Source organism: Bradyrhizobium sp. CAR08, assembly GCF_052871955.1.
In genome coordinates, this window is the sequence record NZ_JBIXJX010000007.1 from 70053 (window position 1) to 90846 (window position 20794).

The 20794-nt window shown below is 64.5% G+C and carries 19 protein-coding genes; 12 read left to right on the top strand and 7 right to left on the bottom strand.

Translation table 11 applies throughout. From position 1 onward, the window contains the following. Window positions 1–1107 (top strand): amino acid ABC transporter permease, encoded by a 1107-nt coding sequence (locus tag ACIPUD_RS16295; protein WP_018457000.1) that lies wholly within the window; start codon window positions 1–3, stop codon window positions 1105–1107. A 155-nt stretch (window positions 1108–1262) separates the two neighbouring features. Here the strand turns inward: ACIPUD_RS16295 and ACIPUD_RS16300 are convergent, their stop codons facing one another. Beyond that, entirely contained in the window at window positions 1263–2681 is a 1419-nt protein-coding gene (locus ACIPUD_RS16300; protein ID WP_085385873.1) for an amidase, read from the bottom strand. Window positions 2682–2838: 157 nt separating this feature from the next. Next, window positions 2839–3615, bottom strand: coding sequence for an SDR family oxidoreductase (locus ACIPUD_RS16305; protein ID WP_018456998.1), 777 nt, complete (start codon window positions 3613–3615; stop codon window positions 2839–2841). Window positions 3616–3772: 157 nt separating this feature from the next. Here ACIPUD_RS16305 and ACIPUD_RS16310 point away from each other — a divergent pair, with 157 nt between their 5' ends. Further along, entirely contained in the window at window positions 3773–4846 is a 1074-nt protein-coding gene (locus tag ACIPUD_RS16310) for a tartrate dehydrogenase (RefSeq protein ID WP_085362309.1), read from the top strand. A 193-nt stretch (window positions 4847–5039) separates the two neighbouring features. On the opposite strand, the gene ACIPUD_RS16315 is transcribed toward ACIPUD_RS16310, so the two are convergent. Genes ACIPUD_RS16315 through ACIPUD_RS16330 form a run of 4 tightly spaced genes read right to left on the bottom strand, consistent with a single transcriptional unit; the run spans window position 5040 to window position 9249 of the window. Next, complete coding sequence (locus ACIPUD_RS16315; RefSeq protein WP_018456996.1) at window positions 5040–6113, bottom strand: malate/lactate/ureidoglycolate dehydrogenase; 1074 nt, start codon at window positions 6111–6113, stop codon at window positions 5040–5042. Between the two features lie 11 nt (window positions 6114–6124). Then, window positions 6125–7036 (bottom strand): NAD(P)-dependent oxidoreductase, encoded by a 912-nt coding sequence (locus ACIPUD_RS16320; RefSeq protein WP_204510629.1) that lies wholly within the window; start codon window positions 7034–7036, stop codon window positions 6125–6127. Between the two features lie 12 nt (window positions 7037–7048). Further along, window positions 7049–8299 (bottom strand): Zn-dependent hydrolase, encoded by a 1251-nt coding sequence (locus ACIPUD_RS16325; RefSeq protein ID WP_018456994.1) that lies wholly within the window; start codon window positions 8297–8299, stop codon window positions 7049–7051. A gap of 32 nt (window positions 8300–8331) precedes the next feature. Continuing rightward, window positions 8332–9249: a LysR family transcriptional regulator gene (locus tag ACIPUD_RS16330; protein WP_018456993.1), complete on the bottom strand. Its 918-nt coding sequence runs from the start codon at window positions 9247–9249 to the stop codon at window positions 8332–8334. 120 nt (window positions 9250–9369) lie between these two features. Here ACIPUD_RS16330 and ACIPUD_RS16335 point away from each other — a divergent pair, with 120 nt between their 5' ends. The 6 genes from ACIPUD_RS16335 (at window position 9370) to ACIPUD_RS16360 (ending at window position 14951) form a co-directional block, all read left to right on the top strand. Next, a complete protein-coding gene (locus ACIPUD_RS16335; RefSeq protein WP_085352173.1) occupies window positions 9370–10185 on the top strand; it encodes a putative hydro-lyase in 816 nt (271 codons plus the stop codon). An 89-nt stretch (window positions 10186–10274) separates the two neighbouring features. Beyond that, window positions 10275–11519, top strand: a complete 1245-nt coding sequence (locus ACIPUD_RS16340; protein WP_018456991.1) for an ABC transporter substrate-binding protein — start codon at window positions 10275–10277, stop codon at window positions 11517–11519. A 154-nt stretch (window positions 11520–11673) separates the two neighbouring features. Then, window positions 11674–12552 carry a branched-chain amino acid ABC transporter permease gene (locus tag ACIPUD_RS16345; RefSeq protein ID WP_026233279.1) on the top strand — a complete coding sequence of 293 codons (879 nt, stop codon included), beginning with the start codon at window positions 11674–11676 and terminating at the stop codon, window positions 12550–12552. Further along, the gene (locus ACIPUD_RS16350; protein WP_446481149.1) at window positions 12552–13535 is read left to right on the top strand and encodes a branched-chain amino acid ABC transporter permease; all 984 of its coding nucleotides are present in this window, start codon (window positions 12552–12554) and stop codon (window positions 13533–13535) included. The genes ACIPUD_RS16345 and ACIPUD_RS16350 overlap by 1 nt, the downstream gene beginning before the upstream one ends. Further along, on the top strand, window positions 13532–14263 hold the full coding sequence (locus ACIPUD_RS16355) for an ABC transporter ATP-binding protein (RefSeq protein WP_018456988.1): 732 nt from the start codon (window positions 13532–13534) through the stop codon (window positions 14261–14263). Before ACIPUD_RS16350 ends, ACIPUD_RS16355 begins: the two co-directional genes overlap by 4 nt. Beyond that, window positions 14247–14951 (top strand): ABC transporter ATP-binding protein, encoded by a 705-nt coding sequence (locus tag ACIPUD_RS16360; RefSeq protein WP_446481150.1) that lies wholly within the window; start codon window positions 14247–14249, stop codon window positions 14949–14951. The genes ACIPUD_RS16355 and ACIPUD_RS16360 overlap by 17 nt, the downstream gene beginning before the upstream one ends. Before the next feature lie 182 nt (window positions 14952–15133). On the opposite strand, the gene otnC is transcribed toward ACIPUD_RS16360, so the two are convergent. Continuing rightward, window positions 15134–15802 carry a 3-oxo-tetronate 4-phosphate decarboxylase gene (gene otnC / locus ACIPUD_RS16365; protein ID WP_446481151.1) on the bottom strand — a complete coding sequence of 223 codons (669 nt, stop codon included), beginning with the start codon at window positions 15800–15802 and terminating at the stop codon, window positions 15134–15136. A 103-nt stretch (window positions 15803–15905) separates the two neighbouring features. Here otnC and ltnD point away from each other — a divergent pair, with 103 nt between their 5' ends. From ltnD to ACIPUD_RS16385, 4 genes are all read left to right on the top strand, one after another. After that, a complete protein-coding gene (gene ltnD / locus ACIPUD_RS16370) occupies window positions 15906–16823 on the top strand; it encodes an L-threonate dehydrogenase (protein WP_446481152.1) in 918 nt (305 codons plus the stop codon). A gap of 17 nt (window positions 16824–16840) precedes the next feature. After that, window positions 16841–17623 (top strand): 2-oxo-tetronate isomerase, encoded by a 783-nt coding sequence (gene otnI, locus ACIPUD_RS16375; protein WP_018456984.1) that lies wholly within the window; start codon window positions 16841–16843, stop codon window positions 17621–17623. Beyond that, entirely contained in the window at window positions 17620–18909 is a 1290-nt protein-coding gene (gene otnK, locus ACIPUD_RS16380) for a 3-oxo-tetronate kinase (protein ID WP_446481153.1), read from the top strand. Before otnI ends, otnK begins: the two co-directional genes overlap by 4 nt. Window positions 18910–19076: 167 nt before the next feature. After that, a complete protein-coding gene (locus tag ACIPUD_RS16385) occupies window positions 19077–20768 on the top strand; it encodes a methyl-accepting chemotaxis protein (RefSeq protein WP_085362315.1) in 1692 nt (563 codons plus the stop codon). The last annotated feature ends 26 nt before the right edge of the window (window positions 20769–20794 follow it).

A 20794-nucleotide genomic window follows, 5' to 3' on the forward strand; every position in this document is an offset into this window, starting at 1 on the left:
ATGACGGCGATCGCCGACATTCCGGAAGCACCGCGCGCCGCCCGCCGCCCGCAGATTGGTAACCCGGTGCTGCGCTGGCTGCGCACCAATCTGTTCTCGTCGATCCCGAACGGCATCCTCTCGGTTGTGTTGCTGGCGGTGCTCGCAAAGGGCCTTTTCAGCTTCGTGCAATGGGGTATCGCCAATGCGGTCTGGGTCACCCCGGCGAACGATTCCAGCGCCTGCCGCGCGGTACGCGGACTCGGTGCATGCTGGGCAATCATCCCCGAAAAATACCGATTCATCCTGTTTGGCACCTATCCGTTCGACGAGCAGTGGCGGCCGGCACTGGCGGTGCTGCTGTTCATCGCCCTGTTCTATCTCTCCAGCCGCCGCGCCTTATGGCGGCGCGAACTGGCCTATCTCTGGATCGGAGCGCTCGCGCTGATCAGTATGCTGATGTGGGGTGGCATACTCGGTCTGTCGTTCGTCTCGCAGGACCGTTGGGGTGGTTTGCCGGTGACGCTGATCCTGGCGACCTTTGGTCTGGCCTTCGGCTTCCCGCTCGGCATCCTCGTCGCACTAGGCCGGCGCTCAAAACTGCCGGCGATCCGCTCGCTCAGCGTGCTCTATGTCGAGCTGATCCGCGGCGTGCCGCTGGTCAGTCTGCTGTTCATGGCGAGCGTGATGTTTCCGCTGTTCATGCCGAACGGATTCAACATCGACAAGCTCTTGCGCGCGCAGGTCGCGATCATCCTGTTCGCGGGTGCCTATCTTGCCGAAGTCATCCGCGGCGGCCTCCAGGCCGTGCCCCGCGGGCAATACGAGGCCGCCGAGGCGCTCGGCCTGTCCTACTGGCGCAAGAACCGGCTGATCGTCCTGCCGCAGGCGATCCGTCACGTCATCCCGCCGCTGGTCAACACCTTCATCGCCTTCTTCAAGGACACCAGCCTCGTTCTGATCATCGGTATCTTCGACCTGCTCACCACGGCCAAGACCGCGATCATCGATCCGGCGTGGCAGCAATTCTCCGTCGAAGTCTACATCTTCGTCGCCGTGATCTATTTTGTCTTCTGCTTCGCGATGTCGCGGTATAGCCGGAGCCTGGAGGCGACGAGCGGAAGGTGAAGGCCGCGCGTGTTCCGGACAAGGTGCGGCGCAAAGCGCTGCACCGCAGAGCCGGGACCCAGGGATACACGGGAAGTCCTGGAGACTTGGGCCCCGGCTCTGCAGCGCACCGCCGAAGAGGCGCTGCGCCGCGTGCGGGGCACGAGAGCGGGAACCTAGTTCTTCACCCGCGGATCAATCGGCGTCGTGCCACGCACGCCCAAAATATCCTCCAGCGTCTTCGCGCCGGCGATCACCTGCGCATCCGCGCGCGGAGCCCCGACGACCTGCAGGCCGACCGGAAGTCCCGATGCGGTGAAGCCGCACGGCAACGACAGCGCGGGACAGCAGGCGAGCGTGATGGCATAGACGATGCCGAGCCACTCGACGTAATTGTCGAACTTCTTGCCGGCGCATTCGGCGACATAACGGTGCTCGATCGGGAAGGGCGGCACGATCGTGGTCGGTACCAGCAGCAGATCGTAGCTCTTGAAGAACTCGATCGCACGCGCGGTCATGCCGACGCGCTGCGCCTCGGCGCGTTCGAGCTGCTCGATCGTGAGCTTGAGGCCTTCCTCGATGTTCCAGATCACCTCGGGCTTGAGCAGGTCGCGCTTGGTGCGCAGCAGCTGCGCCTTGCTGATCGCGAAGTCGAACGCGCGCAGCACGTGGAAGCACTCATGCGCATCGCGCCAATCCGGATGCGCCTCCTCGACGATGGCGCCGGCTTCGGCAAAGCGTTCCGCCGCTTTCCGCGTGAGCGCTTTGACTTCGGGATCGACCGGTGTGATGCCGAGATCCGCCGAATAGGCGATGCGCTTCGGTTTGCTGCCTGACTGCGCCGCCGAGAGAAACGACGTCAAGGGCGTCGGCAGCGACAGCGGGTCGGCGGCATAGTCGCCGCTCATGGCGTCGAGCAGCAGCGCGAGATCCTCGACGTTGCGTGCCATCGGACCGACGACGCCGAGGTTGCGATCGATGGCCGCTTTCGGCGTGTGCGCGACGCGGCCGATGCTCGGCCGCATGCCCACGACGCCGCAGAAAGCTGCCGGACTGCGCAGACTGCCGCCCATGTCGGAGCCTTGCGCGAGCCAGGCCATGCCGGTCGCGAGCGCCACCGCCGCTCCGCCTGACGAGCCGGCTGCCGATTTGGATGTATCCCAGGGATTGAGGGTTGCGCCGAAGACCTCGTTGAAGGTGTTGGCGCCCGCACCGAATTCCGGCGTGTTCGACTTGGCATAGACGACCGCGCCGTTGGCCTCGAGATTTTCGACCAGGATGTCGGACGTCGCAGGGATGTTGTCCTTGAAGATCGGCGAGCCCTGAGTGTTCAGCACACCTGCAACATCGGTCAGATCCTTGATCGGCACCGGCAGGCCTGCGAGCAATCCGCGCGCACCGGCCGGCTTCCGCATCAGCGCCTTTGCGCTATCCCGCGCGCGATCGAAGCACAGCGTCGGCAGCGCGTTGACCTTGCCATCGACTTCGGTGATGCGCTTCTGCAGCACATCCAAGAGCTCCAGCGGCGAGACGTCGCCGGAGCGCAGCTTGTCGACGACGGCGCAAGCGGATTCGCGGATCAGGTCCTGAGACAACTATTCTACTCCTGTGCTTGTTTTAGGCTCCGTCATTGCCGAGGAGCGAAGCGACGAAACAATCCAGACTTTTGCCGCAGATACATTCCTGGATCGCTTCCGCCTTCGCTAAAGCTTCGGCGGACAAGTCGCTGCGCTCGCAATGACGAGGATAAAGTTAACCCCATCCTGCGCTGATTCCGCCATCCACCGTATAGATGACCCCCGACGTATAGCCCGCGCGATCCGACGCCAGGAACGCCATGAGATCGCCGATCTCGCGCGCATGCGCAGGCCTGCCGAGCGGCAGGCTCTTCTGGAATTCCTTGTAGCGGCTCTCGTCGCCGAACTGGTGGTTTGCCCGCATCTTCAGCAGGGTGACGTGACGGTCAGTGCCAACCGGGCCGGGATTGATGCCGACCACACGGATGTTGTCGGCGAGGCTCTTGCCCCCGAGCGCGCGGGTGAAGGCCATCAGCGCGGCATTGCCGGCGCTGCCGCAGATGTAGTTGGCGTCGAATTTCTCGCCGGCGGCGCCGATGTCGTTGACGATCACGCCGCCGCCCTTCGCCTTCATCTGCGCATAGATCATACGCGTGAGGTTGATGTAGCCGAACACTTTCAATTCCCAGGCGTGCCGCCAGGTGGCCTCGTCGATCTTGTCAATGGAGCCGGCGGGAATGTCGCCGGCATTGTTGACGAGCACGTCGATGTCGGCGGCTTCCTTGGCGAGCCGCGTCAAATCCTCGCTCCTGCGCAAATCCACAATGCTCGTGGCGGCATCGATCTGGTGCGCCGAGCGCAAGCGCTCGGCCAAAGCCTTGAGCTGATCGCCATTGCGGGCGGCGAGGAGGAGATGACAGCCTTCCTCGGCAAAGGCCTCGGCGGCGGCTGCGCCGATACCCTTGGACGCGCCCGTGATCAGGACGCGCTTGCCACGCAGGTGCAGATCCATGGGAGTTACTCGCAGGAGAGGAACGGGAATAAAATCAGTAGGCGGTCGGCCGCGCCATGGTCAACATTGCAGTGCAGCGTTGCACTGCCGTCGCGTTTGGTCCATTGCAGTGCGGTCAAAAAGACGGCGGCTGCCGGACCAATCAAGGACGTTCTCGATGAGCAAGAAACAATACCGGATCGCGGTCATTCCCGGCGACGGCATCGGCAAGGAAGTGATGCCCGAGGGCCTGCGCGTTCTGGAGACCGCGGCGAAGAAGCACGGCGTGTCCCTTCATTTCGATCATTTCGACTTCTCGTCGTGGGACTATTACGAGAAGCACGGCCAGATGATGCCGGACGATTGGAAGGATCAGATCGGCAAGCACGATGCGATCTATTTCGGCGCGGTCGGCTGGCCGGCCAAGATTCCGGATCACGTCTCGCTCTGGGGTTCACTGATCAAATTCCGCCGCGAGTTCGACCAATATGTGAATTTGCGCCCGGTGCGGCTGATGCCGGGCGTGCCGTCGCCGCTGGCCAACCGCAAGCCCGGCGACATTGATTTCTGGGTCGTGCGCGAGAACACCGAAGGCGAATATTCCTCCGTCGGCGGCCGCATGTTCCCGGACACCGACCGTGAATTCGTGACGCAGCAGACGGTGATGACCCGCATCGGCGTCGATCGCATCCTGAAGTTCGCATTCGAGCTCGCGCAGTCGCGGCCGAAGAAGCACCTGACCTCGGCGACCAAGTCGAACGGCATCTCCATCACCATGCCCTATTGGGACGAGCGCGTGGAGGCGATGGCGAAGAAGTATCCAAGCGTGAAGTGGGACAAGTATCACATCGACATCCTGACCGCGAACTTCGTGCTGCATCCGGATTGGTTCGACGTCGTGGTCGGCTCCAATTTGTTCGGTGACATCCTGTCGGATCTCGGCCCGGCCTGCACCGGCACCATCGGCATCGCGCCGTCCGGCAACATCAACCCCGACGGCAATTTCCCGTCGGTGTTCGAGCCGGTGCACGGCTCGGCGCCCGACATCGCGGGGCAGGGCATCGCCAATCCGATCGGCGCAATCTGGTCCGGCGCGATGATGCTCGAGCATCTCGGCGAGAAGAAAGCCGGCAAGTCGATCGTCGATGCGATCGAGCGCACGCTGGCAGAGCGCACGCTCCGCACCAAGGATCTCGGCGGCAATGCCGACACTACGGCTTGCGGCAAGGCGGTCGCGGATATGGTGGATTAGAGCGCTGCTTTCCCTCCCCCCTTGTGGGGGAGGGTGGCTTCGATGCGAAGCATCGAAGACGGGTGAGGGGTTGTCTCCGCGGAGACAGACCTCTCAATTGTGCATTTCCCTTCGCGGACAGAACCCCTCATCCGGCGCTTCGCGCCACCTTCTCCCACAAGGGGAGAAGGGAGGAGCACCGTGCTCCGCCTCACTACCCCGCGATCTTCTCGATCGCCGCCTGATCCAGCCCGAACTTCTTTCCGGCCTCCAGAATCTCCTGCCAGGTGGTCGGATCGACAGGGATGCCTTCCGCGAGCCGCTTCTTCTTCGTCGCGCGCTCGGGCTCACCCGCGATCTTCACCTTGTCGACGCCTGGGGCCGGAGGTGAGCCGGTGTGCCAGGCGACGAAGCTCTCGACTTCGCGCGCGAGATTCTCCGCGGTGCCGAGCTTGCCGGGGTCGATGATGATCGAGAGCATGCCGTTGAGGACGTTGTGCTTGCCATCGGACGGACCCTTGACCACCTGCCCGCCGGAGAGCGCGCCGCCGAGGATTTCGCAAACCAGCGCGAGCCCTGAACCCTTGTGCTCGCCGAACGGCAGGATGGCGCCGTATGGCGGGATCACGGTGTAGCGCGGGTTGGTGGTCGGCTTGCCCTCATTGTCGATGATCGTGCCGGGCTCCAGCTCGACGCCCTTGTTGTGGGCGACGCGGGTCTTGCCCTGCGCGATCCTGCTGGTGGCGAAGTCGAGCACGATGGGGTCCTTGCCCGCGCGCGGGATGCCGACGCAGAACGGGTTGGTGCCGTGGCGCGCATCGCTGCCGCCCCAGGGCGCCACGATGGGACGCGAGATCACGTTGACGAAGTGGATCGAGACCAGCCCATGGTCGATGCACTGCTCGGCCCAGTGGCCGATGCGGCCGATATGGTGCGAGTTTGAGAGGCCGACGAGACACACGCCGTTGCGCTTGGCGCGCTCGGCTGCCAGCTCCATCGCTTCATGGCCGATCACTTGGCCGTAGCCGGTGAGCCCGTCGAGGGTGAGAAGCGGACCGGTGTCGAGCACGACCTTGACGTGCTGGTTCACGGCGAGGCCGCCCGTGGTGACGCTCTGGACATAGCGCGGGATCATGCCGACGCCGTGCGAATCGTGTCCCTTGAGGTTGGCCTCGACCAGATTGGTGGACACGAGCTCGGCCTCGCGGTCCGTAGACCCGCCGGCCTTGACGATGGCGCTGATAGCTTCGATGAGCGGCTGTGCCTTGATGGTGCGGTAATCGGCCATTGTTGTTGCTCTTATTCCTTCACGATCCGGCGGCAGTGCTCCCATGCCGCGCCAATCAGGTTCTCGCTCGCCTCCGGGGTCCGGAACGCCGAATGCGCCGACAACGTCACGTTCGGCAGTTTTGTCAGCGGATGATCGCCGGGCAATGGCTCGATATTGAACACGTCGAGGCCGGCATGGCGGATGTGGCCCGACTTCAGGGCATCGATCATGGCGGCCTCGTCGACGACGGCGGCGCGGGCGGTGTTGATGAGGATGACGCCCGGCTTCATCTTCGCGATCATCTCGCGGGTGATCATGCCGCGCGTCTCGTCGTTGAGCAGCAGATGCAGCGATACGACGTCTGCTCTCGCCAACACCGTGTCGAGATCGGCGAATTCCACGCCCGGATAGCTCTTCGGCGAGCGGTTCCAGGCGATCACCTTCATGCCGCTGCCCAAGGCAATGCGCGCGACCTCCGCGGCAATACCGCCGAAGCCGATCAGGCCGAGCGTCTTGCCAGTGAGCTGCATGCCGTCTTCGCGGAGCCAGTTTCCGCCGCGCATCTCGCGGTCCATCATCGCGATGACGCGGGCCGAAGCCCACATCAGCGTGATCGCGCATTCCGCGACCGCCGTGTCGCCATAGCCCTTGATCAGGTGCACGGAGATGCCGAGCTCAGCGAGCTCCTCCGGGTTCATGTAGCTGCGCGCGCCGGTGCCGAGGAACACGACATGCTTCAACCCTGTGCACTTCTTTGCGACGTCGGTAGGCAGCGCGGTGTGGTCGACGATCGCGATCTCGGCGCCGTCGAGGATTTCAGGATATTGTTCGGGTTTGATGTCGGGATCCCTGTGGATCCGCACCTTGGGATCGCCGGGCTGCTCCAGCCGCTCCATGATCACGGCGAGAGCTTCATTGGCGTCGACGAAAACTCCGCGCATGGTTCTCTCCGGTCAGGATGCGACGCCGGCGATCGCCAGCACCGTGTGCATGAGGACGTTGGTGCCCGCGGCGCAATCGGGCTGCGTGGCGTCTTCCAGCTCGTTGTGGCTGATGCCGTCCTTGCAGGGCACGAACACCATTGCGGCCGGCATGATTGTGTTGAGATTGCAGGCGTCGTGGCCGGCGCCGGAGGTGATGCGGCGAGAGGAGTAGCCGAGCGTCTTCGCCGCGTTCTCGACTGCGGCAATCAATTTGGGATCGAAATGCGTCGGCGGCTTGCGCCAGACCAGGTCGATCTTCACCTCGACCTTGCGGCGTGCGGCGATCTCGGCAATCGCGCTGCGCAGATCGCGATCGAGCGCATCCATGATCGCGCCATCCGCACTGCGGCAATCCATCGTGAAGGCGATCTCGCCGGGAATGACGTTGCGCGAGGGGTTTGCGATCACGGCCTCGCCGATGGTGCCGACGGCCTTCGGCCCGTACTTCCTCGCAATGGCCTCCATCGCCAGCACGATCTCGGACAGCGTCGCCAACGCGTCGCGCCGCAGCGGCATCGGCGTCGATCCGGCATGGCTCTCGAAGCCGGAAATCTTGCCGTCGTACCAAAGCACGCCCTGGCCGGAATCGACCACGCCGATGGTCTTGCCTTCGGCCTCCAGGATCGGGCCCTGCTCGATGTGCAATTCGACGAAGGAACCGAGCTTCTGGAACCCGACCGGCTTGTCGCCGCGATAACCGATGCCATCGAGCGCCTGGCCGACGGTGGTGCCATCAGCGTCCTTGCGCGACAAGATGTCATCGGTGGTGAAGTCGCCGACATAGGCAGCGGAGGCCATCATCGCGGGAGCGAAGCGCGAACCCTCTTCGTTGGTCCAGTTGACGACGCAGATCGGCGCCTCGGTTTCGATCCCGGCGTCGTTCAGCGTGCGGATCACTTCGAGCGCACCGAGCGTTCCCAGAATGCCGTCATACTTGCCGCCGGTCGGTTGCGTGTCGAGATGCGAGCCGATGCCGACGGGCGGCTTCGACATGTCGCGTCCCTTGCGCAGCCCGAACTGCGAGCCGAGCGCATCGGTGTGCACCTCCAAGCCGGCGTCCTCGCAGGCCTTGCGGAACCAGTCGCGTACCAGCTTGTCCTCCGCGCTCAGCGTCAGCCGCCGCACGCCGCCCTTGGCCGTCGCGCCGAACTGCGCGGTCTCGTGGATGGAGCCCCAGAGGCGGGCGGAATCGATTTGCAAATTGGTGGCGGCTCGGCTCATGCGGTCAGTCTCTCAATTGTCCGGCGCCTGTTTCAATGACGCGCCGGCGCGGGCGCGTCAACTGCGAGGCTGCTCTGCGCAATCTGACATGCAAGCTCTGCGACCCGCTCCACCGCCACGACATCGGGCGAGGCGAGCCAGCTCGCGGTGAATGTCAGCGGCGCGATTTTGAGATCGGTGTCGAGCAGTTGCAACCGCCCGTCTGCGAGCTCGTTCTCGACGATGGCGTCGGGGATCACGGCGATGCCGAGGCCCTCGACCGCCATGTGGATGACGGTCGCAAGCGAGGCGGAGGCGTGCAGCCGGATCGGAGGCAGCTCCGGCCGGTCGAACACTTCGCGCACGACCTCGTAGGGACGCGTCTTCCGCGGGAAGGTAATGATCGGAAACCGCGCGAGCTCAGCCCGCGTCACCGGTCCATCGCCGAGGCCGAGCGAGGGGCTGGCGAGAAAACCGATCGGATAGTCGGCGAGGACGCGATTGTGCACCCCGGAGGCCGAGAGCGGACCGACGACGAAGGCAAGCTCGATCTCCTGCGCAAGCAGGCGCGCGGTCAGGTTCGGCGTGATGTCGACCTCGATCTCCAGCGACAGGTTTGGGTAGACCTCGTTCATGCTCTTCACCAGCCGCGGCAGCCAAGTGTGCACGATGGTTTCGGCGACGCCGAGTCGCATCACGCCGCGCATCGCCGAGCGGTCGCCGATCTCGGCGATCATCGCGGCGCGCAGGCCGATCAGCTTCTCCGCATAGACCATCATCTGTCGGCCGCTCGGTGTCGGCGAGGCCACGCGGTGGTCGCGATTTAGGAGCTTCACTCCCATCTCGCGCTCGAGCTGGGCGATGCGCTGGGAGATCGCCGGCTGAGTCGTGTTGAGGCGTGCTGCGGCGCCGCGAAAGCTGCCGAGCTTCACAACCCAAAGGAACGTCTCGATCGATCTGAAGTCCAGCATTGGAAGGATTTTCCCGTCCGATAAATGAAATTTATCGATATTGATTAGAAAGGAAGATTAGACTTTATAGCACGCGTGGTGTTGGCTTGTCTTTGTCGAGTTTATAGGCAGGTCGATCCCATGACTGTTTTGGTGGCAGTGCAGCAAACTGAAACGCCCGACACGCTCCCGAGCCGCAAGGCGCGGCTTGCCTACCGCGAGGGGCTGGTCGCCTCCACCGCCGGCGTTGCCCCCGGCTTCGTCCAGGGCAATCTGGCAATCTTGCCGGCGGAATATGCCGGGGCGTTCCATCGCTTCTGCCAGCTCAATCCCAAGCCGTGCCCGATCATCGGCATGTCCGATGTGGGCAGTCCGCACATCCCGGCGCTGGGCGCCGATCTCGACATTCGCACCGACGTGCCGCGCTATCGCGTCTGGCGCGACGGCGAAGTCGTGGACGAGCCGACCGATGTCACCAAATACTGGCGCGACGATCTCGTGACCTTCGTGCTCGGCTGCTCGTTCTCGTTCGAAGAGGCGCTGCTCGACGAGGGCATGCCGATCCGCCACATCGAGCACAATGTGCGCGTGCCGATGTATCGCACCAACATCGCTTGCGGCGAGTCCGGTCCCTTCGCCGGTCCCATGGTGGTGTCGATGCGTCCGTTCAAGCCGGCGGATGCGATCCGTGCGGTGCAGATCACCTCGCGCTATCCGGCCGTGCACGGCGCGCCCGTGCATCTCGGCCATCCGCACCTGATCGGCATCAAGGACATCGCCAAGCCCGATTACGGCGATCCGGTGCCGGTCGCCGACGACGAGATCCCGGTGTTCTGGGCCTGCGGCGTGACACCGCAATCGGTCATCAACGCTGCCAAGCTGCCGTTTGCGATCACGCATTCGCCCGGCCTGATGCTGGTGACGGATCTCAAGAACAGGACCATGGCCGTGATTTAGTGGGCAGCGTTTGCTGCTTCTTCGAGCTTTACCGCATCCATCAATCGCTTCATTCGATCGGCTGAAATTCAGTAACAGGGGACTTTGCCATGACGATCACTCGCCGCGACGTATTGTTGGGAGCCACCGCTACGGCCGCGCTAGTGCCGCTGGCAGCGCGCGCACAGACTTCGGAAGTCGTGATCGGCGTGATCTATCCGTTCTCCGGCGGCAGCGCACAGCAGGGCGTCGACGCGCAGAAGGCCTATGAAACCGCGCTCGAGGTCATCAACAAGGACACCGATTTCGACCTGCCACTGGCGAAGGGTGAGGGCCTGCCGGGTCTCGGCGGCGCAAAGGTCCGCCTCGTTTTCGCCGACCACCAGGCCGATCCGCAGAAGGGCCGCGCCGAGGCCGAGCGCCTGATCACGCAGGAGAAGGTCTCCGCCATCATCGGCACCTATCAGAGCGCGGTCGCCGTCACCGTCAGCCAGATCTGCGAGCGCTACCAGATCCCGTTCGTCTCGGCCGACAACTCCTCGCCCAGCCTGCATCGCCGTGGCCTGAAATATTACTTCCGCGCCGCGCCGCATGACGAGATGTACTCGGCCGCCATGTTCGACTTCTTCGATGCCTTGAAGAAGAAGGGCACCAAGATCGAGACGCTATCGCTGTTCCATGAGGACACCATCTTCGGCACCGATTCCGGCAACGCCCAGGCCAAGATCGCCGGCGAGCGCGGCTACAAGATCGTCTCCGACATCAAGTATCGCGCCAACTCGCCCTCGCTCTCGGCCGAGGTGCAGCAGCTCAAGAGCGCCAACGCCGACGTGCTGATGCCCTCGAGCTACACCACTGATGGCATCTTGCTGGTGAAGACCATGGGCGAGCTTGGTTACAAGCCGAACGCGATCGTGGCGCAGGACGCCGGTTTCTCCGAGAAGGCGCTCTACGACGCTGTCGGCGACAAGCTGGAAGGCGTGATCTCGCGCGGCACCTTCTCGCTCGACCTCGCGCAGAAGCGTCCGATGGTTGGCAAGATCAACGAGATGTTCAAGACGCGGTCGGGCAAGGATTTCAACGACCTCACCTCGCGTCAGTTCATGGGCCTGATCATCCTCGCCGACGCCATCAGCCGCGCCAAGTCGACTGACGGCGAGAAGATCCGCGACGCGCTGGCCGCCACCGACATCCCGGGCGAGCAGACCATCATGCCCTGGAAGCGCGTCAAGTTCGACGAGATGGGCCAGAACAACGACGCCGACCCGGTGCTGCTGCAATATGTCGGCGGCAAGTTCGTTACCATCTTCCCGCCGCAGGCCGCGATCGCCGAGGCGATCTGGCCGATGAAGTAAGACACGGCGAGCGGGAGCACAGATCGTAGCTCCCGCCCTCATCCTGAGGAGCGGGCGCGCAGCCCGCGTCTCGAAGGACGAGGGCTGGGCCATCCTTCGAGACGCGCGCGGTGCGCGCTCCTCAGGATGAGGACGTAGTTCGGGGGACAGACTTTTGACAGCCCAAACCATTATCCAAAGTCTCGCGAGCGGCCTTCTCATGGGCCTGCTCTACGGACTGATCGCCGTCGGTCTCGCGCTGATCTTCGGCTTGATGGACGTCGTGAACTTCGCCCATGGCGAGTTCCTGATGATCGCGATGTATGTGAGCTTCTTCCTGTTCACGTTCTTCGCCATCGACCCCTTGCTGTCGGCGCCGCTGGTGGCCGCCGCGCTGTTCGTATTCGGAGCGGTCGTCTATTTGTTGATCGTACGCTTCGCCATGCGGGCCAAGGCCAATGCGGGCATGGTGCAGATCTTCTCCACCTTCGGCCTCGCCATCGTGATGCGTGGCCTCGCGCAGTTCTTCTTCACGCCGGATTATCGCAGCGTTCCGCAGTCCTGGCTCGGTGGCAAGACGATCTCCATCGCCGGGGTCTTCCTGCCCGAGCCGCAGCTCATGGGTGCGCTGGTTTCGATCCTGGCCTTTGCCGGCCTCTACTTCTTCATCCATCGCACCGATTTCGGTCGCGCGCTGGAGGCCACCCGTGAAGATCCCGGCGCGGTGGCGCTCGTCGGCATCGACAAGAATCGCGTGTTCGCGCTCGGCTGGGGGCTTGGTGCCGCGCTGGTCGGTCTCGCCGGAGCGATCATGGCGAGCTTCTTCTATATCTATCCCGACGTCGGCGCGTCCTTTGCGCTGATCGCCTACGTCACGGTCGCGCTCGGCGGCTTCGGCAGCGTGTTCGGCGCTTTCGCCGGCGGGATCATCGTCGGTCTCGTCGAGGCCACCACCGCGCTGGTGCTGCCGCCGTCCCTGAAATCGGTCGGCATTTACGCCGTCTACCTGCTGGTCGTCTTCATCCGGCCGCGCGGCCTGTTCGGATCGATGTGATGGACAAGGATTTTGCCGCGCGGCGCCGCCGCGACCTCATCATCGCCGCGGTGCTGACCGCCCTGGCGGCGGTCGCTCCCCTGCTCATCAAGGACGTCTACGTCCAGAACATCCTGATCCTGACCTTGATGTATGCGGCGCTGTCGCAGAGCTGGAACATTCTCTCCGGCTATTGCGGACAGATCTCGCTGGGACACGCGCTCTATTTCGGCATCGGCGCCTACACCACCGAGCTGCTGTTCACCAAGTTCGGCGTGCTGCCCTGGTTCGGCATGCTCGCCGGCGGCACAGTCGCGGCCGCGATCGCGATGGGGCTCGGCTATCCCTTCTTCCGCCTGCGCGGCCATTACTTCGTGATCGCGACCATCGTGATCGCCGAGATCGGGCTGCTGCTGTTCCAGAACTGGGAATGGGCGGGGGCCGCGATGGGAATCACCATTCCGGTGCGCGGCGACAGCTGGCTGAAATTCCAGTTCATGCGCAGCAAGCTGCCCTACTTCTATTTCGCACTGGCGCTGTGCAGCCTCGCCTGGTTCGTCACCTGGTGGCTGGAGGACTCGAAATGGGGCTTCTGGTGGCGCGCGGTGAAGGACAATCCGGAAGCGGCCGAGAGCCTCGGCGTCGTCGTGTTCAACTCCAAGATGGGCGCGGCTGCCGTTTCCGCTTTCCTCGTTGCCATCGGTGGCGCCTTCTATGCGCAGTTTCTCGCCTATATCGATCCCGAAAGCGTCATGGGCTTCCAGTTCTCGCTGCTGATGGCGTTGCCGGCCGTGCTCGGCGGCATCGGCACCCTCTGGGGACCCGTGTTAGGGGCGGCCATCCTGATCCCGATGACGGAGCTGACGCGCTCCTATATCGGCGGCTCCGGCCGCGGCGTCGATCTCATCGTCTACGGCACGCTGATCGTGCTGATTTCGCTCGCCCTGCCGCAGGGTCTGGTGAGCCTGTTCTCTCGTGCGAAGCGGAAGGGAGCCACGCGATGACCCCGCTGCTTGAAACCCGCGGCGTCTGGCAGCGTTTCGGCGGCCTCGTCGCCAACAGCGACGTCTCGATCTCTGTGGGTCGCGGCGAGATCGTCGGCCTGATCGGCCCGAATGGTGCCGGCAAGTCGACGCTGTTCAATCTCATCGCCGGCGTGCTGCCGCCGACGCAAGGCTCGATCTGGTTCGACGGCGAGGATGTCACCAGCATGCCGGCCGCCGAGCGCTGCCAGCGCGGCATCGGGCGCACCTTCCAGGTCGTCAAGAGCTTCGAGACCATGACGGTGATCGACAACGTCATCGTCGGTGCGCTGGTGCGCAACACCGTGATGCGCGAGGCACGCCGCAAGGCGCATGAGGTGCTCGAATTCACCGGCCTTGCTGCGCGCGCCAACGTGCTCGCGAGCGACCTCGTGCCGGCCGAAAAGCGCCGCCTCGAAGTCGCGCGCGCGCTTGCGACTGAACCAAAGCTGCTGCTGCTCGACGAAGTCCTCACTGGTCTTACGCCGACCGAGGCGCAGACCGGTGTCGCGCTGGTGCGCAAGGTGCGTGACGCCGGCATCACCGTGCTGATGGTCGAGCACGTCATGGAGATCGTGATGCCGCTGGTCGATCGTGCCATCGTGCTCGACCTCGGCAAGGTGCTGGTCGAGGGCAAGCCCACTGAAATCGTCCGCGATCCCAAGGTGATCAGCGCATATCTGGGAGATCGTCATGCTGTCGGTGCATGAAGTCACGACCGCCTATCAGGGCCTGGTCGCGATCTCCGGGGTCAGCATCGAAGTCGCCAAGGGCGAGATCGTCTGCGTCGCCGGCGCCAACGGCGCGGGCAAGTCGACGCTGCTGAAATCCATCGCCGGCGCCGAGCGCCCGCGCTCGGGCACGGTGACGTTCGACGGCAAACGCCTCGACGGCATGGCGCAGCACCACATCACTGCGACCGGCATCGCCTATGTGCCGGAGAACCGCCGCTTGTTTCCGCGCCTCTCCGTGCGCGACAATCTGCGCCTCGGCAGCTATCTCTACCGCGGCGAGGCCGACCGCGAGAGCCCACTCGATCTCGTGTTCCAGCTGTTTCCCCGCCTCTCCGAACGGCTCGAACAGCGCGCCGAGACGCTAAGCGGCGGCGAGCAGCAGATGCTCGCGATCGGCCGCGCGCTGATGACGCGCCCGCGGCTGTTGATGCTGGACGAGCCCTCGCAGGGCATCATGCCGAAGCTGGTCGACGAGATTTTCCAGGCCGTCAAGCGCATCCGCGACGCCGGCATGACCGTGCTGATCGTGGAGCAACGCATGGCGGAGTGCCTGGAGATCGCCGACTGCGCCTACATCCTGCAAACCGGCCGCGTGCTGATGCAGGGTGCGGCAAGCGAGATCAAGGGCAATCCCGACGTGCGCAAGGCGTATCTGGGGCTGTAGCCGCGAAGCGTTGGGCACGTCGCGCAACACACTCGGCGTCATCGCCCGCGAAGGCGGGCGATCCAGTATTCCAGAAGCCGCTGTGATTGAGCCGAGAAGCCGCGGCGTCTGGATTCCCCGCCTTCGCGGGGAATGACAGCGGTGAGTAGGGCGGTGTTAGTTCGCCCACGGCTGCACGAGGCTCAATGCCCATGCTCCGGCAGCGATACCCCAAACACCTTCACCAGATCATTCACCTGCGCCGGCGACAGGTAGCGCGGGTTCATCCCGCGCAGCAGCAGGTACAGCCTCGCCGTCTCCTCCAACTCCTCGGTCGCGAACACCGCTGCTTCCAGCGTGTCGCCAGCGACGACCGGGCCGTGATTGGCGAGCAGCACGGATGAGTATTTTCCCGCCAGCCCTTTGATCGCATCGGCGACCGCGGGATCGCCGGGGCGATAATAGGGGACGAGCGCGGTGGCGCCGCATTTCATCAGATAATAGGCCGTCATCGGCGGCAGCGCGGCGCGCGGGTCGATCTCCGGGAGCATCGACAGCGCGACCGAATGGGTGGAATGCAGGTGCACGATCGCCCTTGCGCTCCCGCGCGTGGCGTAGAGTGCATTGTGCAGCGGAACTTCCTTGGTCGGCGCATCGCCCGAAACCAGTCGGCCCTGATCGTCCAGCCGCGACAGTTTTGCGGGATCGAGGAAGCCGAGCGAGGCATTGGTGGGCGTCACCAGCCAGCCGCCGCCGTCCAGCCTGACGCTGATATTGCCGGAGGAGCCGGGCGTCAGCCCACGCTCGAACAGGGACCGTCCGAAGCGGCAAATGTCTTCGCGCAGCAATGTCTCCTTGCTCATGCCCGTCATGTCCGTTTGTCTCACGCTTTGGCAGCGCGGCCAAGCCGTGTTATTCGGTTGCCAAGCTGCCGCAAAGGGTGGCCCTCCGGGAAACGTCGCAAGGATCAGTTGCATGTCTGCCTCCACGTCACAGAATCAGCGCATCGCCGTCATCGGGCTCGGCTCGATGGGGTTTGGCATGGCGACCTCGCTGAAGCGCGCCGGTCATGTCGTCACCGGCTGCGACGTCTCGGCTGATGCGGTGGCGCGTTTCGTGACGGAGGGCGGCGCGGGCGCCAAGACGCCGGCCGAAGCTGCCAAGGGCGCCGACATCGTCGTCAGCGTCGTCGTCAATGCGGCGCAGACCGAGACCATCCTGTTCGGCAAGGATGGCGTCGCGGATACCATGGCCAAGGACAGCGTCTTTCTGTCGTCGGCGACCATGGATCCCGACGTGGCGCGGCGTCTCGCCAAGCAGTTGGAGGCGACCGGCCGGCACTATCTGGATGCACCGATCTCCGGCGGGGCGCAGCGCGCAGCGCAGGGCGAGCTGACGATTCTCGCTTCCGGCAGCCCAGCTGCGTTCGAGAAAGCAAGGCCCGCGCTCGATGCCATGGCCGCAAAGCTCTACGAACTTGGCGATGCCGCAGGCCAGGGCGCCGCCTTCAAGATGATCAACCAGTTGCTCGCCGGCGTGCATATCGCCGCCGCCAGCGAGGCGATCGCATTCGCGGCCAAGCAGGGTCTCGACATCCGCAAGGTTTATGAGGTGATCACGGCGTCCGCCGGAAACTCCTGGATGTTCGAGAACCGCATGCCGCACGTGCTCGACGGCGATTACACCCCGCGCAGCGCGGTCGAGATCTTCGTCAAGGACCTCGGCATCATCCAGGACATGGCACGCAATGCCAGATTTCCGGTTCCGGTCTCCGCCGCAGCACTTCAGATGTTCTTGATGACGGCAGCCTCCGGCATGGGCCGCGACGATGATGCGTCGGTGGCGCGGATGTATGCGCGGGTCACCGGCGTGAAACTGCCCGGCGACAAGTAAAGGATAAGAGGATTCCGATGCCCCGTTTTGCCGCCAATCTCTCGATGATGTTCACCGAAGTGCCGTTCCTCGACCGCTTCGACGCCGCTGCCGCAGCCGGCTTCACCGCAGTCGAGTTTCTCTTTCCCTATGAGCATTCGGCCGAGGCGGTCGGCGAGCGGCTCAAGCGCAACGGCTTGACTCAGGCGCTGTTCAACCTGCCGCCGGGCGACTGGAATGCCGGCGAGAAGGGCTTTGCGGCACTCCCGTCGCGATTCCCCGAGCTCAAGGCGAGCCTAGAGACCGCGCTGCCCTACGCCAAGGCGACCGGCGTCAAGCGGCTGCATTTGATGGCGGGCATCGCCAACCGCGGCGAGCGGGTTGCTATCGAGGCGTTCTACAAATCGGTGGCGTGGGCCGCCGAGTTCTTTGCGCCGCACGGCATCGACATCGTGCTCGAGCCGATCAATGCACGCAACGTGCCCGGCTATTTCCTCAACGATTTCGGCTTCGCGCGCGACCTGATCCAGGAGCTGCGGCTTCCGAACCTGAAACTCCAGTTCGACATCTATCACTGCCAGATCATCCATGGCGACGTTACGATGCGGCTGCGTGAGATGATGCCGGTGATCGGCCACATCCAGATCGCCAGCATCCCCTCGCGCAACGAGCCTGATGGCGAGGAGCTGAACTATCCGTTCCTGTTCGACGAACTCGACCGGCTCGGTTATGCCGGTTTCGTCGGCTGCGAATATAATCCGCGCGGCAAGACCACCGACGGCCTTGCCTGGTTCAAGCCTTATGCGGGAGTGAAGCCGTGACAGTTGCAGCGAAAATATCCCTTGGCTGCATTGCCGACGACTACACCGGCGCCTCCGACCTCGCCAACACGCTGACGCGCGCCGGCCTGCGCACGGTGCAGACTATCGGCGTGCCCGCGGACGATCTCGCGCTGCCCGAGGTCGACGCCGTCGTGGTGTCCTTGAAGAGCCGTTCGATCGAGGCCAACCTTGCCGTGTCGCGCTCGCGCGCGGCCGAGACATGGCTGCGCGGCCGCGGCGCAAGCCACGTGCTGTTCAAGATCTGCTCCACCTTCGATTCCACCGATGCGGGCAATATAGGCCCGGTGATGGATGCGCTGCGCGCCGATTGCGGCGAGGCGGCCGTGCTGGTGACGCCGGCCTTTCCGGAGACCGGCCGCACCGTCTACCAGGGCAATCTGTTCGTCGGCGCCGTGCCGCTGAACGAGAGCCCGCTGAAGGACCATCCGCTCAACCCGATGCACGATTCCAACTTGGTGCGCGTGCTGGCGCGCCAGAGCAAGACGCAAATCGGCCTCGTCGACCTCGCCACCGTCACGCGCGGCGCGGATGCCGTGCGGGCGCGGCTGGCCGAGCTCGCGGGCAAGGGCATCGGCTCGGCGATCATCGACGCCGTGTTCGACCGCGACCTCGAGACCATCGGCCTCGTCGCTGCCCAGCATCGGCTGTCGGTCGGCGCTTCCGGCATGGGTCTTGGGCTGGCGCGGGCGCTGGTGTCCACAGGCAAGGTCACATCGACCGCGGCGAGCAGCGAGGCGGGGGCAGCGGTCGGCGGACCGGCGGCGTGCCTGGCCGGAAGCTGCTCGCAGGCGACGCTTCAGCAGATCGCCAATGCCGAGCGCGTCATGCCGGTGCTGCATCTCGACCCGCACCGTATTACTACGGGCGAGGACGAGGCGCAGCGCGCGCTGGCCTGGGCAAAGCCGCGGCTGGCGGACGGTCCGGTCCTGATCGCATCGAGCTCGACGCCCGATCAGGTCGCCGCCCTCCAGGCGCGCCACGGCCGCGACGCGGCCGGTCACGCCATCGAGCAGGCGATGGCCGACATCGCCGAGGGTCTGGTGCGGGCCGGCGTGAAGCGCCTGGTCGTCGCCGGCGGGGAGACATCCGGCGCCGTGGTCGACCGGTTGAAGATTCCCGGATTTCTCGTGGGAGCAGAGATCGCCGCGGGCGTTCCGGTGCTGCGCGCGGTCGGTGCTGAAAAAGGCGACATGTTGCTCGCCTTGAAGTCCGGAAATTTCGGCGGCGCGGAGTTTTTCTCCGACGCGCTTGGGCTCATGCGCTGAGCGCAGGGCATTTTTAGCTGCCTGTTCATTTCTTTCAGGCTTCCGTACTCGTATGGAGTCGTCGTTAACATCTGCTCAGGTGCTCTCGTGTTGGATGTCGGTTCTGCTGCCTTAGGTTGATTCGTAAAAGTTCCGGACGCCGCCGCGCCAACGCAAAGAGACCGATTATGCTCGCCACCATTTCCATTCGTGCCAAGATCATCAGTGTCGTGGCGTTCCTGCTGGTCGCGATGGCCGGCATGGGCCTGCTCGCCGTCATGAAGATGCGGTCGATGAATGCCAACACCGTCGACATCACCACGAGCTGGATGCCCAGCGTGCGCGTGCTCGGCGACCTGCGTGCCGGCGTGATCACTTACCGCAACGTCATTCGAGAGCACATGCTGTCGGAAACGCTGGACGAGAAGCTCGCGATGGAAAAGACGCTCGCGACCGTGATCGAGGCCAATGCCAAATTCCGCAAAACTTACGAGGACATGATCACCTCGCCTGAAGAACGGGCACTCTACGGTGAATGGTCGAAGCTCTGGGAGGAGTACAAGAAGGGCACCCAGGAGGTCATGGCGCTGTCGCGCAAGGAGGCCGGCAAGGTCCCGCACGAGGCGCATGAGCTGAACACCAAGACGGTCAACAAGATCGGGCTTCAGGCCGACGAGGTCCTGCGCAAGGACATCGAGCTCAACACCAAAGGTGGCGACCAGGCCGCGCAGGATGCCGCCAACAGCTACTATTATGCCTTCATGCTGGTCGCGATCATTCTCGGCGCCGCCGTCCTTGTCGGCTCCGGCGTTGGCTTCTACCTGGTCCAGGACGTCTCGAACGGCATCAACTCGATTACCGAGCCGATGCAGGCGCTGGGCAAGGGCGACCTTTCCGCCGAAGTCCCTCATCGCGGTGAGAAGACGGAGATCGGCGCCATGGCCGACGTGCTCCAGATCTTCAAGGAAGCGCTGATCGCCAAGAAGGCTGCGGACGAGGCTGCCGCTGCCGATGCAGAAGCCAAGATCGAGCGCGGCCGCCGCGTCGACAACATCACTCGCGAATTCGAGACGATGATTGGCGAGATCGTCCAGACCGTGTCGTCGGCCTCGACCCAGTTGGAGGCCTCGGCCTCGACGCTGACCTCGACCGCCGACCGCTCGCAGCGGCTGGCGACCACCGTTGCCGGAGCGTCGGAGGAAGCCTCGACCAACGTGCAGTCGGTGGCCTCGGCGACCGAGGAGATGGCCTCGTCCGTCGGCGAGATCAGCCGTCAGGTGCAGGAATCTGCGCGGATGGCGGGCGATGCCGTCGGCCAGGCCCGCGCCACCACCGAACGCGTCAGCGAGCTCTCGAAGGCAGCCTCACGCATCGGCGACGTCGTCGAGCTCATCAACACCATCGCCGGCCAGACCAACCTTCTGGCGCTGAACGCGACCATCGAAGCCGCACGTGCCGGCGAAGCCGGCCGCGGCTTTGCGGTCGTCGCCTCCGAGGTGAAGGCGCTCGCCGAGCAGACCGCGAAGGCGACCGGTGAGATCGGCCAGCAGATCTCCGGCATCCAGGCGGCGACCAACGACTCGGTCGGCGCCATCAAGGAGATCTCCTCGACCATCGAGCGTCTGTCGGAGATCTCGTCGGCGATCGCCGCGGCCGTGGAAGAGCAGGGCGCGGCAACCCAGGAGATCGCCCGCAATGTCCAGCAGGCGGCGCAGGGCACCCAGCAGGTCTCCTCCAACATCACCGACGTGCAGCGCGGCGCAACCGAGACCGGCACGGCCTCCTCGCAGGTGCTGTCGGCGGCACAGATGCTCTCCAACGACTCCGGCCGGCTCAAGACCGAGGTCAGCAAGTTCCTGACCAACGTTCGCGCGGCTTAGGCCGGGCAGGCACGGAGTTGCTGAAA

Coding starts and splice junctions, on each gene's coding strand:
- ACIPUD_RS16295 (WP_018457000.1), top strand. CDS start 1: ATGACGGCGATCGCCGACATTCCGGAAGCACCGCGCGCCGCCCGCCGC.
- ACIPUD_RS16305 (WP_018456998.1), bottom strand. CDS start 3,615: ATGGATCTGCACCTGCGTGGCAAGCGCGTCCTGATCACGGGCGCGTCC.
- ACIPUD_RS16310 (WP_085362309.1), top strand. CDS start 3,773: ATGAGCAAGAAACAATACCGGATCGCGGTCATTCCCGGCGACGGCATC.
- ACIPUD_RS16315 (WP_018456996.1), bottom strand. CDS start 6,113: ATGGCCGATTACCGCACCATCAAGGCACAGCCGCTCATCGAAGCTATC.
- ACIPUD_RS16320 (WP_204510629.1), bottom strand. CDS start 7,036: ATGCGCGGAGTTTTCGTCGACGCCAATGAAGCTCTCGCCGTGATCATG.
- ACIPUD_RS16325 (WP_018456994.1), bottom strand. CDS start 8,299: ATGAGCCGAGCCGCCACCAATTTGCAAATCGATTCCGCCCGCCTCTGG.
- ACIPUD_RS16330 (WP_018456993.1), bottom strand. CDS start 9,249: ATGCTGGACTTCAGATCGATCGAGACGTTCCTTTGGGTTGTGAAGCTC.
- ACIPUD_RS16335 (WP_085352173.1), top strand. CDS start 9,370: ATGACTGTTTTGGTGGCAGTGCAGCAAACTGAAACGCCCGACACGCTC.
- ACIPUD_RS16340 (WP_018456991.1), top strand. CDS start 10,275: ATGACGATCACTCGCCGCGACGTATTGTTGGGAGCCACCGCTACGGCC.
- ACIPUD_RS16350 (WP_446481149.1), top strand. CDS start 12,552: ATGGACAAGGATTTTGCCGCGCGGCGCCGCCGCGACCTCATCATCGCC.
- ACIPUD_RS16355 (WP_018456988.1), top strand. CDS start 13,532: ATGACCCCGCTGCTTGAAACCCGCGGCGTCTGGCAGCGTTTCGGCGGC.
- ACIPUD_RS16360 (WP_446481150.1), top strand. CDS start 14,247: ATGCTGTCGGTGCATGAAGTCACGACCGCCTATCAGGGCCTGGTCGCG.
- otnC (WP_446481151.1), bottom strand. CDS start 15,802: ATGACGGGCATGAGCAAGGAGACATTGCTGCGCGAAGACATTTGCCGC.
- ltnD (WP_446481152.1), top strand. CDS start 15,906: ATGTCTGCCTCCACGTCACAGAATCAGCGCATCGCCGTCATCGGGCTC.
- otnI (WP_018456984.1), top strand. CDS start 16,841: ATGCCCCGTTTTGCCGCCAATCTCTCGATGATGTTCACCGAAGTGCCG.
- ACIPUD_RS16385 (WP_085362315.1), top strand. CDS start 19,077: ATGCTCGCCACCATTTCCATTCGTGCCAAGATCATCAGTGTCGTGGCG.